General features: G+C 42.4%; 16 protein-coding genes and 2 pseudogenes. 10 read left to right on the top strand and 8 right to left on the bottom strand.

All coding sequences use genetic code 11. The features are described 5' to 3' along the window. Positions 1-30: 30 nt before the first annotated feature. Genes fabG through HT678_RS03485 form a run of 7 tightly spaced genes read left to right on the top strand, consistent with a single transcriptional unit; the run spans position 31 to position 5,972 of the window. Positions 31-762, top strand: coding sequence for a 3-oxoacyl-[acyl-carrier-protein] reductase (gene fabG / locus HT678_RS03515; protein WP_000763052.1), 732 nt, complete (start codon positions 31-33; stop codon positions 760-762). A 21-nt stretch (positions 763-783) separates the two neighbouring features. Then, entirely contained in the window at positions 784-2,019 is a 1,236-nt protein-coding gene (gene fabF / locus HT678_RS03510; protein ID WP_000774063.1) for a beta-ketoacyl-ACP synthase II, read from the top strand. Between the two features lie 2 nt (positions 2,020-2,021). Further along, positions 2,022-2,507, top strand: coding sequence for an acetyl-CoA carboxylase biotin carboxyl carrier protein (accB, locus tag HT678_RS03505; RefSeq protein ID WP_001052244.1), 486 nt, complete (start codon positions 2,022-2,024; stop codon positions 2,505-2,507). After that, positions 2,504-2,926, top strand: a complete 423-nt coding sequence (gene fabZ, locus HT678_RS03500; RefSeq protein ID WP_000565515.1) for a 3-hydroxyacyl-ACP dehydratase FabZ — start codon at positions 2,504-2,506, stop codon at positions 2,924-2,926. Before accB ends, fabZ begins: the two co-directional genes overlap by 4 nt. A gap of 11 nt (positions 2,927-2,937) precedes the next feature. Beyond that, entirely contained in the window at positions 2,938-4,305 is a 1,368-nt protein-coding gene (gene accC / locus HT678_RS03495; RefSeq protein WP_000488684.1) for an acetyl-CoA carboxylase biotin carboxylase subunit, read from the top strand. 36 nt (positions 4,306-4,341) lie between these two features. Next, positions 4,342-5,208 (top strand): acetyl-CoA carboxylase, carboxyltransferase subunit beta, encoded by an 867-nt coding sequence (gene accD, locus HT678_RS03490; RefSeq protein ID WP_001173359.1) that lies wholly within the window; start codon positions 4,342-4,344, stop codon positions 5,206-5,208. Beyond that, complete coding sequence (locus tag HT678_RS03485; RefSeq protein WP_001017387.1) at positions 5,205-5,972, top strand: acetyl-CoA carboxylase carboxyl transferase subunit alpha; 768 nt, start codon at positions 5,205-5,207, stop codon at positions 5,970-5,972. The genes accD and HT678_RS03485 overlap by 4 nt, the downstream gene beginning before the upstream one ends. 266 nt (positions 5,973-6,238) lie before the next feature. Here HT678_RS03485 and nusB read toward each other — a convergent pair whose 3' ends face one another. The 6 genes from nusB to gatC all read right to left on the bottom strand — a co-directional run bounded on the left by nusB (position 6,239) and on the right by gatC (position 10,969). Further along, complete coding sequence (gene nusB, locus HT678_RS03480) at positions 6,239-6,664, bottom strand: transcription antitermination factor NusB (protein ID WP_000203641.1); 426 nt, start codon at positions 6,662-6,664, stop codon at positions 6,239-6,241. Next, positions 6,657-7,046: an Asp23/Gls24 family envelope stress response protein gene (locus HT678_RS03475; RefSeq protein WP_000510576.1), complete on the bottom strand. Its 390-nt coding sequence runs from the start codon at positions 7,044-7,046 to the stop codon at positions 6,657-6,659. Before HT678_RS03475 ends, nusB begins: the two co-directional genes overlap by 8 nt. 21 nt (positions 7,047-7,067) lie before the next feature. Next, on the bottom strand, positions 7,068-7,628 hold the full coding sequence (efp, locus tag HT678_RS03470) for an elongation factor P (RefSeq protein WP_000568643.1): 561 nt from the start codon (positions 7,626-7,628) through the stop codon (positions 7,068-7,070). A 130-nt stretch (positions 7,629-7,758) separates the two neighbouring features. Then, positions 7,759-9,201: an Asp-tRNA(Asn)/Glu-tRNA(Gln) amidotransferase subunit GatB gene (gatB, locus tag HT678_RS03465; RefSeq protein WP_001008685.1), complete on the bottom strand. Its 1,443-nt coding sequence runs from the start codon at positions 9,199-9,201 to the stop codon at positions 7,759-7,761. Continuing rightward, on the bottom strand, positions 9,201-10,667 hold the full coding sequence (gene gatA, locus HT678_RS03460; protein ID WP_000143715.1) for an Asp-tRNA(Asn)/Glu-tRNA(Gln) amidotransferase subunit GatA: 1,467 nt from the start codon (positions 10,665-10,667) through the stop codon (positions 9,201-9,203). The genes gatB and gatA overlap by 1 nt, the downstream gene beginning before the upstream one ends. Beyond that, the gene (gene gatC, locus HT678_RS03455; RefSeq protein ID WP_000705410.1) at positions 10,667-10,969 is read right to left on the bottom strand and encodes an Asp-tRNA(Asn)/Glu-tRNA(Gln) amidotransferase subunit GatC; all 303 of its coding nucleotides are present in this window, start codon (positions 10,967-10,969) and stop codon (positions 10,667-10,669) included. Before gatC ends, gatA begins: the two co-directional genes overlap by 1 nt. Positions 10,970-11,181: 212 nt before the next feature. Between gatC and HT678_RS03450 the strand changes: the two genes are divergently transcribed. The 3 genes from HT678_RS03450 to HT678_RS11890 all read left to right on the top strand — a co-directional run bounded on the left by HT678_RS03450 (position 11,182) and on the right by HT678_RS11890 (position 13,955). Then, positions 11,182-12,726, top strand: a complete 1,545-nt coding sequence (locus HT678_RS03450) for a peptide chain release factor 3 (protein ID WP_001025442.1) — start codon at positions 11,182-11,184, stop codon at positions 12,724-12,726. 743 nt (positions 12,727-13,469) lie between these two features. Further along, complete coding sequence (locus tag HT678_RS11895) at positions 13,470-13,568, top strand: hypothetical protein (protein WP_001810144.1); 99 nt, start codon at positions 13,470-13,472, stop codon at positions 13,566-13,568. A 150-nt stretch (positions 13,569-13,718) separates the two neighbouring features. Next, positions 13,719-13,955 (top strand): glycosyltransferase, encoded by a 237-nt coding sequence (locus tag HT678_RS11890; RefSeq protein ID WP_255209663.1) that lies wholly within the window; start codon positions 13,719-13,721, stop codon positions 13,953-13,955. Positions 13,956-13,981: 26 nt separating this feature from the next. Here HT678_RS11890 and HT678_RS03435 read toward each other — a convergent pair. Both HT678_RS03435 and HT678_RS03430 read right to left on the bottom strand, forming a co-directional pair. After that, a pseudogene (locus HT678_RS03435) lies at positions 13,982-14,122 on the bottom strand (helix-turn-helix domain-containing protein); the annotation flags it as partial. 16 nt (positions 14,123-14,138) lie between these two features. Beyond that, positions 14,139-14,532: pseudogene (locus HT678_RS03430) on the bottom strand (transposase); the annotation flags it as partial.

The following is a 14,532-nucleotide window of genomic DNA, read 5'->3' as shown; positions in this document are numbered from 1 at the left end:
AAAATAAGTAGAAGTTTTGAAAGGAAAAAAATGAAACTAGAACATAAAAATATCTTTATTACAGGTTCGAGTCGTGGAATTGGTCTTGCCATCGCCCACAAGTTTGCTCAAGCAGGAGCCAACATTGTCTTAAACAGTCGTGGGGCAATCTCAGAAGAATTGCTCGCTGAGTTTTCAAACTATGGTATCAAGGTGGTTCCCATTTCAGGAGATGTATCAGATTTTGCAGACGCTAAGCGTATGATTGATCAAGCTATTGCAGAACTGGGTTCAGTAGATGTTTTGGTCAACAATGCAGGGATCACCCAAGATACTCTTATGCTCAAGATGACAGAAGCAGATTTTGAAAAAGTGCTCAAGGTCAATCTGACTGGTGCCTTTAATATGACACAATCAGTCTTGAAACCGATGATGAAAGCCAGAGAAGGTGCTATCATTAATATGTCTAGTGTTGTTGGTTTGATGGGGAATATTGGTCAAGCTAACTATGCTGCTTCTAAGGCTGGCTTGATTGGCTTTACCAAGTCTGTGGCACGCGAAGTCGCTAGTCGGAATATACGAGTCAATGTGATTGCTCCAGGAATGATTGAGTCTGATATGACCGCTATCTTATCAGATAAGATTAAGGAAGCTACACTAGCTCAGATTCCGATGAAAGAATTTGGGCAGGCAGAGCAGGTTGCAGATTTGACAGTATTTTTAGCAGGCCAAGATTATCTAACTGGTCAAGTGATTGCCATTGATGGTGGCTTAAGTATGTAGCGAAAGCTAGAGGTGAAAAGAATGAAACTAAATCGAGTAGTGGTAACAGGTTATGGAGTAACATCTCCAATCGGAAATACACCAGAAGAATTTTGGAATAGTTTAGCAACTGGGAAAATCGGCATTGGTGGCATTACAAAATTTGATCATAGTGACTTTGATGTGCATAATGCGGCAGAAATCCAAGATTTTCCGTTCGATAAATACTTTGTAAAAAAAGATACCAACCGTTTTGATAACTATTCTTTATATGCCTTGTATGCAGCCCAAGAGGCTGTAAACCATGCCAATCTTGATGTAGAGGCTCTTAATAGGGATCGTTTTGGTGTTATCGTTGCATCTGGTATTGGTGGAATCAAGGAAATTGAAGATCAGGTACTTCGTCTTCATGAAAAAGGACCCAAACGTGTCAAACCAATGACTCTTCCAAAGGCTTTACCAAATATGGCTTCTGGGAATGTAGCCATGCGTTTTGGTGCAAACGGTGTTTGTAAATCTATCAATACTGCCTGCTCTTCATCAAATGATGCGATTGGGGATGCCTTCCGCTCCATTAAGTTTGGTTTCCAAGATGTGATGTTGGTGGGAGGAACAGAAGCTTCTATCACACCTTTTGCCATCGCTGGTTTCCAAGCCTTAACAGCTCTCTCTACTACAGAGGATCCAACTCGTGCTTCGATCCCATTTGATAAGGATCGCAATGGGTTTGTTATGGGTGAAGGTTCAGGGATGTTGGTTCTAGAAAGTCTTGAACACGCTGAAAAACGTGGAGCTACTATCCTGGCTGAAGTGGTTGGTTACGGAAATACTTGTGATGCCTACCACATGACTTCTCCACATCCAGAAGGTCAGGGAGCTATCAAGGCCATCAAACTAGCCTTGGAAGAAGCTGAGATTTCTCCAGAGCAAGTAGCCTATGTCAATGCTCACGGAACGTCAACTCCTGCCAATGAAAAAGGAGAAAGTGGTGCTATCGTAGCTGTTCTTGGTAAGGAAGTACCTGTATCATCAACCAAGTCTTTTACAGGACATTTGCTGGGGGCTGCGGGTGCAGTAGAAGCTATCGTCACCATCGAAGCTATGCGTCATAACTTTGTACCAATGACAGCTGGGACAAGTGAAGTATCAGATTATATCGAAGCTAATGTCGTTTATGGACAAGGCTTGGAGAAAGAAATTCCATACGCTATTTCAAATACTTTTGGTTTTGGAGGCCACAATGCAGTTCTTGCTTTCAAACGTTGGGAGAATAGATAAGTATGAATTTAAACGATATTAAAGACTTGATGACTCAATTTGACCAGTCAAGTTTGAGAGAATTTTCTTATAAAAATGGGACGGATGAGTTGCAGTTTAGCAAGAATGAAGCGAGACCTGTGCCTGAAGTTGCAACTCAAGTCGCTCCAGCACCCGTTCTAGCAACACCGAGTCCAGTAGCTCCTACATCTGCTCCAGCAGAGACTGTAGCAGAAGAAGTTCCAGCTCCAGCTGAAGCAAGTGTGGCTACTGAGGGAAATCTTGTAGAGAGTCCACTTGTTGGAGTGGTTTACTTGGCTGCTGGACCAGATAAACCTGCCTTCGTTACAGTTGGTGATAGTGTCAAAAAAGGTCAAACATTGGTAATTATCGAAGCCATGAAAGTCATGAATGAAATCCCAGCTCCTAAGGATGGTGTGGTAACGGAAATTCTCGTCTCTAACGAAGAAATGGTTGAGTTTGGTAAAGGATTGGTACGTATCAAATGATCGATATTCAAGGAATCAAAGAAGCCCTTCCCCACCGTTATCCTATGCTTCTAGTGGACCGTGTCTTGGAAGTGAGCGAGGATACCATTGTTGCTATCAAAAATGTGACCATCAACGAGCCTTTCTTTAACGGTCATTTTCCTCAATACCCAGTTATGCCAGGTGTTCTGATTATGGAAGCCTTGGCGCAAACTGCTGGTGTGTTGGAGTTATCAAAACCTGAAAATAAAGGAAAACTGGTCTTTTACGCTGGTATGGATAAGGTCAAATTCAAGAAGCAAGTTGTACCAGGCGACCAATTGGTTATGACAGCGACTTTTGTAAAACGTCGTGGCACCATAGCCGTGGTTGAAGCAAAGGCTGAAGTGGATGGCAAGCTTGCAGCTAGTGGTACTCTTACCTTTGCAATTGGGAACTAAGGAGGTTCTCCATGTTTCGAAAAATTTTAATTGCCAATCGTGGTGAAATTGCGGTTCGTATTATCCGTGCGGCGCGTGAATTGGGGATTGCGACCGTAGCAGTCTATTCAACTGCTGATAAGGAAGCCCTTCATACGCTTTTGGCAGATGAAGCGGTTTGTATCGGTCCTGGTAAGGCAACTGAGTCTTATCTCAATATTAATGCGGTTCTATCAGCTGCAGTCTTGACTGAGGCAGAAGCCATTCACCCCGGTTTTGGGTTTCTCAGTGAAAATTCCAAATTTGCAACTATGTGTGAAGAAGTGGGCATCAAATTTATCGGTCCATCTGGTCATGTTATGGATATGATGGGGGACAAAATCAATGCGCGTGCTCAGATGATTAAGGCTGGTGTGCCTGTTATTCCAGGTTCAGGTGGAGAAGTGCATAACTCTGAGGAGGCCTTGATTGTTGCTGAAAAAATTGGCTATCCTGTTATGCTCAAGGCTTCAGCAGGTGGTGGTGGTAAAGGGATTCGTAAGGTTGAAAAACCAGAAGACCTTGTTTCAGCCTTTGAAACTGCCTCTAGTGAAGCCAAGGCCAATTATGGCAATGGTGCCATGTACATAGAACGGGTTATCTATCCAGCTCGTCACATCGAGGTTCAAATTCTAGGAGATGAACACGGAAATGTAATCCACTTGGGGGAACGGGATTGTTCTCTACAACGGAACAACCAAAAGGTTTTGGAAGAAAGTCCTTCGATTGCAATCGGGAAAACGCTGCGTCATGAAATCGGTTCTGCTGCTGTTCGAGCGGCGGAGTCTGTTGGCTATGAAAATGCAGGGACCATTGAGTTTCTTCTTGATGAAGCCAGTGGCAATTTCTATTTCATGGAAATGAATACTCGTGTACAAGTAGAACATCCAGTAACAGAATTTGTTTCAGGTGTGGATATCGTTAAGGAACAGATTCGCATTGCGGCAGGTCAACCTCTGTCTGTTAAGCAAGAAGATATTGTCCTACGCGGTCATGCCATCGAGTGTCGTATCAATGCAGAAAATCCAGCCTTTAACTTTGCTCCAAGTCCAGGTAAGATTACTAATCTCTATCTACCAAGTGGTGGAGTTGGCTTGCGCGTGGATTCAGCAGTTTATCCAGGTTATACCATTCCGCCTTATTATGATAGTATGATTGCCAAAATCATCGTACACGGTGAAAACCGTTTTGATGCCTTGATGAAAATGCAACGTGCCCTCTATGAATTAGAGATTGAAGGGGTGCAGACCAATGCAGATTTCCAGCTTGACCTCATTTCAGATCGCAATGTCATTGCTGGAGATTACGATACTTCCTTCTTAATGGAAACCTTCTTACCCAAATATCAAGAAAAAGAATAAAATGACTTCAAGAGTTTAAACCGAAAAGGGGAATCAATGGCTCTATTTAGTAAAAAAGATAAGTATATTCGAATCAATCCCAATCGTTCGGTTAGGGAAAAACCTCAAGCTAAGCCAGAGGTTCCAGATGAATTATTTTCCCAGTGTCCAGGCTGTAAGCATACCATCTATCAGAAGGATCTGGGAAGTGAGCGTATCTGTCCACATTGTAGCTACACCTTTCGTATTTCTGCCCAAGAACGCTTGGCTTTGACGATTGATATGGGAACCTTCAAGGAATTGTTTACAGGGATTGAAAGCAAGGATCCCTTGCATTTCCCTGGTTATCAAAAGAAACTAGCAACTATGCGTGAAAAAACAGGTCTGGATGAAGCCGTTGTGACAGGAACAGCTCTTATAAAAGGTCAGACTGTGGCTCTTGGGATTATGGATTCCAACTTTATCATGGCTTCTATGGGTACGGTTGTAGGTGAAAAAATCACTCGTTTGTTTGAGTATGCGACTGTCGAAAAATTGCCAGTTGTCCTCTTCACAGCCTCTGGTGGAGCCCGTATGCAGGAAGGAATCATGAGTCTCATGCAGATGGCCAAGATCTCTGCAGCAGTTAAACGGCATTCAAATGCTGGTCTCTTTTACTTGACCATTTTGACAGATCCAACGACAGGTGGTGTGACAGCTTCTTTCGCTATGGAAGGTGATATCATTCTGGCTGAACCACAGAGCTTGGTCGGTTTTGCTGGGCGTCGTGTCATTGAAAATACGGTTCGTGAAAGCTTGCCTGAGGATTTCCAAAAGGCAGAATTCCTATTGGAACATGGCTTTGTGGATGCTATCGTTAAAAGAAGAGACTTGCCAGATACCATTGCTAGCCTAGTCAGATTGCATGGAGGGAGTTCTAGATGAATATTGCAAAAATAGTCAGAGAAGCGCGTGAGCAGAGTCGCTTGACAAGCTTGGACTTTGCGACAGGCATTTTTGATGAATTTATCCAATTACACGGTGACCGTTCTTTTCGTGACGATGGTGCAGTTGTTGGTGGTATCGGCTGGCTTGGAGACCAAGCTGTAACAATGGTTGGTATCCAAAAAGGCAAGAGTTTACAAGATAATCTCAAGCGGAATTTTGGTCAACCGCATCCAGAAGGCTACCGCAAGGCCCTACGGTTGATGAAACAGGCTGAAAAGTTTGGCCGTCCAGTTGTGACCTTTATCAATACAGCAGGTGCCTATCCTGGTGTCGGTGCGGAAGAACGCGGTCAAGGAGAAGCTATCGCTCGCAATCTCATGGAAATGAGTGATCTGAGAGTTCCTATTATCGCTATCATTATCGGTGAAGGTGGTTCAGGTGGGGCTTTGGCTCTAGCAGTCGCAGACCGTGTTTGGATGCTGGAAAATTCTATTTATGCTATTCTCAGTCCAGAAGGCTTTGCTTCCATTCTATGGAAGGATGGCAGTCGTGCCATGGAAGCAGCAGAACTGATGAAAATCACTTCACACGAACTGTTAGAAATGGACGTAGTAGACAAGGTGATTTCTGAAGCAGGACTTTCTAGCAAAGAACTGATTAAGAATGTTAAAAAAGAACTCCAAGCTGAGCTAGCTCTACTTTCACAAAAACCGTTAGAAGCGTTGTTGGAAGAGCGCTATCAACGGTTTAGAAAATACTAATACTCTTCGAAAATCAAATTCAAACCACGTCAGCTTCGCCTTGCCGTATATATGTTACTGACTTCGTCAGTTCTATCCACAACCTCAAAACCGTGTTTTGAGCAGCCTACGGCTAGCTTCCTAGTTTGCTCTTTGATTTTCATTGAGTATAATTCTTTAGAATACGCAAAAACTAGAACTGACTGCCAGTTCTAGTTTTTATGTGGTTCTTACTCTGTGCAGAGGGGAAAGTCAAAAGGTGCCTGGAAGACCAAACACCTTTTTGATTATTCATTTTCTTCAGTTACAAATTGACTAAGCAATCCATTGATAAAACGGGCTGATTTTTGATCTGAAAAATTCTTGGCAAGTTCAATGGCTTCATTGACTGCTACCAGCTGAGGTGTATCAAATGATGTGATTTCAAAGATACCCAAGCGTAGTAAGTTTTTTTCGACCAAAGTCAAACGTTCAACTGTCCAGCCTGACTTGAGGTGCTGGTTGATTTGTTTATCCAACTCTTCTTTTTGAGCTTGGATACCAGAAACCAAGTTTAGAAGAAAGGCTGGGATTTGCACATCTGCATCTTCACGGTCATGTGTGTAGGCAAAGCGACAAGCCGTTTCCATATCTGTACCGAATTCAAGGCTCATAAGAGCTTGAAAAGCGCATTTACGAAGTTCGCGTCTAGATTCTAATAATGGACTAGTCATTGAGGAAGTCCTCGTTAAATAGATCTTTCAACTCAGGTTTTGGTGTTTTATCTGGAACGATTCCTGTAACATGGATATTGACAGCAGAAAGTTCCACATCAGCCATATCATGGACAGCATCTTTGACCGCTTTTTGAATAGCAAGAGCCACTTTTGGTACTTTCACACCGTACTCAAGGTAGAGGTAGATGTCAGCAGTTAGTTCTTCATTGCTTTCTTTTAAGTAGACACCACGACCAAGAGAGAGTTTTGATAGGGTGTCAGATACGGATTTATTTGAAAATGAGTGGACACCCTCAACTTTAGCAGTTGCGATGGCAATAATTTTTTCAAGTACACGTGGAGCGATAACGATTTCGCCAAATTGTTCTTCAATTCCCATAGAATGACCTCTTTCTAGAGATTAGGCACGAGAAACGTAAGTTCCTTCTGCAGTGTTGATGATCAATTTTTGTCCAGCTTCGATGAAGTCAGGAACGTTGACAACAAGTCCAGTTTCCATAGTTGCTGGTTTACCAGAACCTGTAACAGTAGCACCTTTGATAGATGGTTGTGTTTCAGCAACTGTCAATTCAACAGTAGTTGGTACAGTTACACCGATTACTTCAGTTCCGTAGAATTGGATTTTCACATCAGAGTTTTCAAGGATGTAAAGCAACTCATTTTCAACATTTACGACTGGTATTTCGTATTGGTCGTAAGTTTCAGTGTTCATGAAGTAGGCAGTTTCATCCATTTTGTACAAGTATTGAGCTGGAACAGTTTCGATAATAGCTTGTTCGAATTTTTCTTCTGGACGGTAGCTTGTATCAAATGTAGAACCAGTACGGACATCACGCAATTTCATACGCATGATTGTGTTCCCTTTACCTGGTTTGTGGTGGCTAGCTTCCAAAACGCGGATCAATTTTCCGTCTGCAGTTTCAAATGTCATACCAGCTTTCAATTTGCTTGCTTCAATCATGTTTTTACCTCTTTAATAAATATTATTACTCTTCATTTTACCATAAAATCTTCTGGAAATAAAGCCAAAATAGTTATTGGGAGATGGTAGGGGAGAAAAAACCAACCTCAAGGCTGGTTTCTTTTACATATTAATCTTCTTTCAACTTCGCCAATTCCTGTGCAAGTAGTTTAAGGGCAACTTGTGGGTTGGCTTGGCCTTTGGTTGCCTTCATAAGGAATCCTGTAAAGGCCTTGTCGGCGTTACGTTTGCCTGACTTGAAGTCGGCAACAGCAGCTTCGTTATCGGCAAAGACTTGGTGGATGATTGGGATCAAGATAGCTGGATCTGAAATTTGAACCATACCTGCTTTTTCCACGTATTCACGCGCGCCACCGCCATTTTTAGCTAGATGGACAAAGACTTTCTTGGCAATCTTAGATGAAATAGTACCGTCTTCGATGATGGCAATCATTTCAACCAAGTTTTCTGGTGTCAATTCGATTTGTTCCAGTGTTTTACCTTCAGCATTCAAGAACTGAGCGACTTCCCCTTGGAGCCAGTTAGAGACTTGTTTGGCATCACCACCTAGGGCAACAGCTTTTTCAAAGAAGTCAGAAGTGACTTTATTAGCAGTCAACTGACTAGCATCGTAGTCTGATAAACCAAGGTCAGATACATAACGCGCACGACGTTCTTTTGGAAACTCTGGCAACTCAGTCCGCATTTCCTCAATCCACTCGTCAGAAATTTCAAAGAGGGGTAGGTCTGGTTCTGGGAAGTAGCGGTAGTCAGCAGCCCCTTCCTTGACACGCATGAGGATGGTTGCTTTATTCGCTTCATCGTAACGGCGTGTTTCTTGGCGGATTTGACCACCTGAGCGAAGAATTTCAGCCTGGCGTTGGACTTCGTATTCAAGACCTTTACGAACGTTTGAGAAGGAGTTGAGGTTCTTCAATTCAGTCTTGGTACCGAATTTCTCTTGACCATAAGGACGAAGGGAGATGTTGGCATCCACACGCATCGAACCTTCCTCCATCTTAACGTCAGAAATGCCAGCGTACTGGATAACTTCCTTGAGGGCTGTCAGATAAGCATAGGCTTCTTCAGGAGAACGCATATCTGCCTCAGATACAATCTCAATCAAGGGAACCCCTTGGCGGTTGAGGTCAACATAAGAGTAGCCATCTGTACCATGGGTGTTTTTACCAGCGTCTTCCTCTAGGTGGGCACGTTCGATACCGATTTTCTTGGTCGTACCGTCTTCTAGTTCGACTTCAATCCAGCCATTATATCCGATTGGTTCATCAAATTGAGAAATTTGGTAGGCTTTGGGGTTATCAGGATAGAAGTAGCTCTTGCGGTCAAAGTGCATCTTTTTGTGGATGTCCATGTTGAGGGCAAGAGCAGCCTTGATTCCGGCATCGACAACCCCTTTATTGAGAACTGGCAGAACTCCTGGGAAAGACCAGTCAATCACGTTAGTGTTGGCATTTTGATCATTTCCGAAGTGGGCAGAAGTAGGTGAGAAGATTTTTGAATTGGTGTTGAGCTCTACGTGGACTTCAAGTCCGATGACTGTTTCAAAGTTCATTAGTTGTCACCTCCAAAAATCTCGGGTTGTTGTTTGTGGTAGTCTGTTGTTGCTTCAAAAGCAGCAGCAGCTTGGTAAATGGTTTCCTCAGAGTACTTGGGACCAATCAATTGGAGTCCGACAGGTAGACCTTGAGAGAATCCAGCAGGAATCGAAATTCCAGGAAGTCCTGCCAAGTTTACAGGTATGGTCAATAGGTCGGCTAAGTACATGGCAACTGGGTCATGGTTGAGAGAATTCAAGTCATAGGCAACACTTGGAGCAGTTGGACCCAAAATCAAATCATAATCCGCGAAGACTTTTTCGAAATCTTGAATGATAAGTGTACGGACCTGTCCAGCCTTCTTGTAGTAGGCATCGTAGTAACCTGATGAAAGACTGAAAGTACCCAGCATGATACGGCGCTTCACTTCTTCACCAAAACCTTGGCTACGGCTGTTTACATAGATTTCATCAAGATTAGTCGCATCTTCTGCGCGGTAGCCGTAACGGATACCGTCAAAACGTTGCAAGTTTGATGAAGCTTCTGATGAAGCGATGATGTAATAAACGGCAACACCGTATTTAGAGTGAGGAAGGCTGACTTCTTCGACGATAGCACCCAATTTTTCAAAGTGTTTGGCCGCGTTTAAGATTGTTTCCTTAACCTCTGGATCAATTCCTTCGCCTAGGTATTCCTTAGGCAAAGCAATTTTCATGCCCTTGATGTCTTGGCCGATTTTTGAAGTAAAGTCGGCGATGCGGACAGGAGCAGAAGTAGAGTCTTTAGCATCTTCGCTGGCAATAGCGTTGAGCAAGAGGGCATTTTCCTTAACAGTTGGTGCGAAAGGTCCGATTTGGTCTAATGAGCTACCGAAGGCAATGAGACCGAAACGAGAAACTGTTCCGTAGGTTGGTTTGAGACCAACGATCCCGTTGAAGGCAGCAGGTTGGCGGATGGAACCACCCGTATCAGAACCAAGTGACAAGGGGACTTGTCCTGAGGCTACAGCTGCAGCTGAACCACTTGATGAACCACCAGGAACCTTGCTGTGGTCCCAAGCATTTTTAGTTGCTCCGTAGTGAGAAGTCTCACCAGAACCACCCATGGCAAATTCGTCCATGTTAGTTTTTCCTACGACAATCATGCCCTTGGCTTTTGCATTAGCAACCGCAGTTGCATCAAAGATCGGCTCGTAGTTGTAGAGCATTTTTGAGGCAGCGGTTGTGAGAATACCGTCTGTAGAGATGTTATCCTTTACTGCAAGCGGAATTCCTGAAAGGACATTATCAGTGTCAATTCCAGCTTCATCAATGGCTTTAGCTTGAACAAGAGCTTGCTCTTCAGCGATGGTAACAAAAGCGTTGATAGCTGTCTCGCGAGACTTGATATCTTCAAGCGTAGCTTGTGTTAATTCTGTTGCAGAAATTTCCTTAGAGACAAGGAGATTGTGCAAGTCTTCAATGGTTTTATTGTTGAAAGTCATTAGGCATCTCCTCCATCGTCTAGGATAGCTGGTACCTTGATATAGTAGTTGTCTTTTTCAGGTACGTTTTTAAACAAGCGATCACGGTCTGTTCCTTCTTCAGCCACATCAGGGCGGAGTACGGTCTTGCGGTCAGCCATGGTCGTAGTAGGTGCGACACCAGTTGTGTCAACTTCGTCCAGCAATTCAACCATGTCAACAATTTTAGACAAGGTCGTTGCAAAGGCAGCAGTTTCTTCTTCAGAGAATTTTAATTTTGAAAGATTGGCAACGTGTGTTACCTCTTCTTGCGTAATTTTCATCTTACATCCTTTCGTGAAATGATGATTTTTAGTCTGTTCTATTTTACCATATTTTCCTATAAATAAGGGAGGGGGAAGTGAAAAGAAATAGAAATTGAAAAAAATGCTAAAATCCGATATAATGGAGTGTTGAAAGGAATGGTAAAATCCAATGTAAAAATCATTCTTAGCTATTGAAACAAGAAAAATAGAGAATCAAAGAAAGAGAACTTATGAATATTCAAGAAGAAATTAAGAAACGTCGTACCTTTGCCATCATCTCTCACCCAGACGCGGGGAAAACAACCATCACTGAGCAGTTGCTCTACTTTGGGGGCGAGATTCGTGAGGCTGGTACCGTAAAAGGAAAGAAAACAGGGACTTTTGCCAAGTCTGACTGGATGGATATCGAGAAGCAACGTGGGATTTCGGTTACTTCATCTGTGATGCAGTTTGACTACGATGGCAAGCGCGTGAATATCCTTGACACACCAGGGCATGAGGATTTCTCAGAAGATACCTATCGTACCTTGATGGCGGTGGATGCTGCGGTCATGGTCGTGGACTCTGCCAAGGGTATCGAGGCGCAGACAAAGAAATTGTTTGAAGTTGTCAAACACCGTGGTATTCCAGTCTTTACCTTTATGAACAAGCTAGACCGTGACGGTCGTGAGCCACTGGACCTCTTGCAAGAATTGGAAGAAGTCTTGGGTATTGCGAGCTATCCGATGAACTGGCCAATCGGGATGGGGAAAGCTTTTGAAGGGCTCTATGACCTCTATAACCAACGCTTGGAGCTCTATAAGGGGGATGAGCGTTTTGCCAGTTTAGAAGATGGGGACAAGCTTTTTAGCAGCAATCCTTTCTACGAGCAGGTAAAAGATGATATTGAACTTTTAAATGAAGCTGGAAATGAGTTTTCAGAGGAAGCTATCCTTGCTGGAGAATTGACACCTGTCTTCTTCGGTTCGGCTTTGACAAATTTTGGTGTGCAGACCTTCCTTGAGACTTTCCTTAAGTTTGCTCCAGAACCACATGGACACAAGAAAACAGATGGCGAAATTGTGGATCCTTACGACAAGGATTTTTCAGGATTTGTCTTTAAAATCCAAGCCAATATGGACCCTCGTCACCGTGACCGCATTGCCTTTGTCCGTATCGTATCTGGTGAATTTGAGCGCGGTATGAGTGTTAACCTGCCTCGTACTGGTAAGGGGGCTAAACTGTCGAATGTGACTCAGTTTATGGCGGAAAGTCGTGAGAATGTAACCAATGCCGTGGCAGGTGATATCATCGGGGTTTACGATACTGGTACTTATCAGGTTGGGGATACTTTGACAGTTGGTAAAAACAAGTTTGAATTTGAACCACTGCCAACCTTTACTCCTGAAATTTTCATGAAAGTATCTGCTAAGAACGTTATGAAACAAAAATCTTTCCACAAGGGAATCGAGCAATTGGTGCAAGAAGGAGCTATTCAGCTTTATAAGAATTACCAAACAGGCGAGTACATGCTGGGAGCTGTTGGTCAACTTCAGTTTGAAGTCTTTAAGCACCGTATGGAAGGCGAGTACAATGCAGAAGTGGTCATGAGCCCAATGGGTAAAAAGACCGTTCGTTGGATTAAACCTGAGGACTTGGATGAACGCATGTCATCAAGCCGCAATATCTTGGCTAAAGACCGTTTCGACCAATCAGTCTTTCTCTTTGAAAATGACTTTGCTCTCCGTTGGTTTGCGGACAAGTATCCAGATGTAGAGTTGGAAGAGAAGATGTGACTCAGTACCAACAATTGGAACTAAAGTTCCTAATTGTTGGACGCTAGTCGCTATTTGGCGAACTAGCTAATTGCCTCACTAACTGAGTTTTACAAATGGAATTGATTTGTAAAACTCAGTGTCGTAGTTCAGTAAATTTATTTGATTGTGTAACAATCTAAGTAACTAACGAGTCTGGGACAAAAGTCTAACCTTAAATATAAAAAGCGAACAAAACAAGTTATCTGACACTCAGAATTCTGTTTTGTTTGCTTTTTTGTCTAATCTATCGATTTTAAAAACTTATAATAAAGAATTCATAAAATCAAAATCTTTTTGTCCCAGACTCTAGGCGCTCCACTAGTAAAGTTTTACGAATAATATCGATTCGTAAAACTTTACGTCGTAACTGGTAGTGAGCGGTCTAGCTAACTGCCTCACTAACTACGTTTGGCAAATAGAATCGATTGGTCAAACTACGTGTCGTAGTATAACAATCGGCTTACCTAAACGCTTCACTAGGAAAAATCCACGAATAATATTGATTCGTGGATTTTTCCGTTGTAGCAGAAAGTAGGTAGCCTAGCTAACTGCCTTACTAACTACGTTTGGCAAATGAAATCGATTTGTAAAACTCCGTGTCGTAATGTAAAAATTGTAAACCGTAATGGGACTTCATCTAAAATCTCCACTGGTATGGTTTTACGAACGAATAGGCGAAAATAATGGTTACGTAGAAGGAATAAAAAGAAATGAGATAAAGAGTGAAAGAAGAGAAAAAAGCGATTGTCTTAGGTGCAGATAATGCTTATATGGATAAAGTTGAAACAACAATAAAATCTCTTTGTGTTCATCTATTATAATCTTAAGTTTTATGTTTTTAATGATGACCTTCCGCGAGAATGGTTCCAATTGATGGAAAAAAGACTAGAGACTTTGAATAGTGAGATTGTGAATGTTTAGATTGACAGTAGTATTCTGAAAGGTTATCGTCTCCCCTTTGAGGGACTTTCATATGCGGCTTTTTTAGGTATTTTATTCCAAAGTATGTAAGCGAGTCTCGTGTACTGTATTTGGATTTAGATATTGTTGTAAGAAAATCGATAGATGAGCTGTGGGATTTGGACTTGACGGATATACCCTTAGCTGCAGTTAGAGATGATTTTTATACACATAATTTTAATTCTGGTGTTCTGTTAATCAACAATGGTATGTGGAGAGCAGAAAATGTCACGCAAGACCTGATTTAAGACACAAATAAAAAATCTTCCAATTCTCTGTTTCCGTGTCTGAAGGTTTCTTTTCCTTTCTGTTGATAGACTAGTAGCAGACGATTGATTTGTCTTTCAGAAAGATTAAGTTCGACACAGGCTTGTTTCTTTGTTTTCTTTCCTTGGGCAATAGCTGTTATAGTCATTTAGTTTTAAAAAGCGTTCCAAACATTCAAAAATAGTTGGGACTTCCCTTAATAAATCTGTTACTTTCTTTTTCAAGATAGCCCAAGCTTACTCAATAGGATTCAAATCTGGTGAATAAGGCGGTAGAGGTAAGAAAAAGTGTTTATCTTGGATGCAGAGTTCATCCAAAATGTTCTTGGGATCAAAACTAGCATTGTCCATGATAATAACATGAGGTGTCTTCAAAGCAGGCAGGAGTTGCGTTTTGAACCACTCCACAAAGAAATCGCTTGTCCTGCTGTTCTTGTAAATCATGGGAGCTATAAACTCTCTGCCTACTTGACCTGCAACAATAGAAGTTCGCTCAAAACGACGACCGCTCATCTTTTCATAGACTTTCTCCCCTCCAGCAGTACCTGCATAACGACGA

Source organism: Streptococcus sp. 3167, assembly GCF_013277175.1.
In the GTDB taxonomy this organism is placed as follows: Bacteria; Bacillota; Bacilli; order Lactobacillales; family Streptococcaceae; genus Streptococcus; species Streptococcus pseudopneumoniae.
This window is presented reverse-complemented; position numbering and strand designations above follow the sequence as displayed.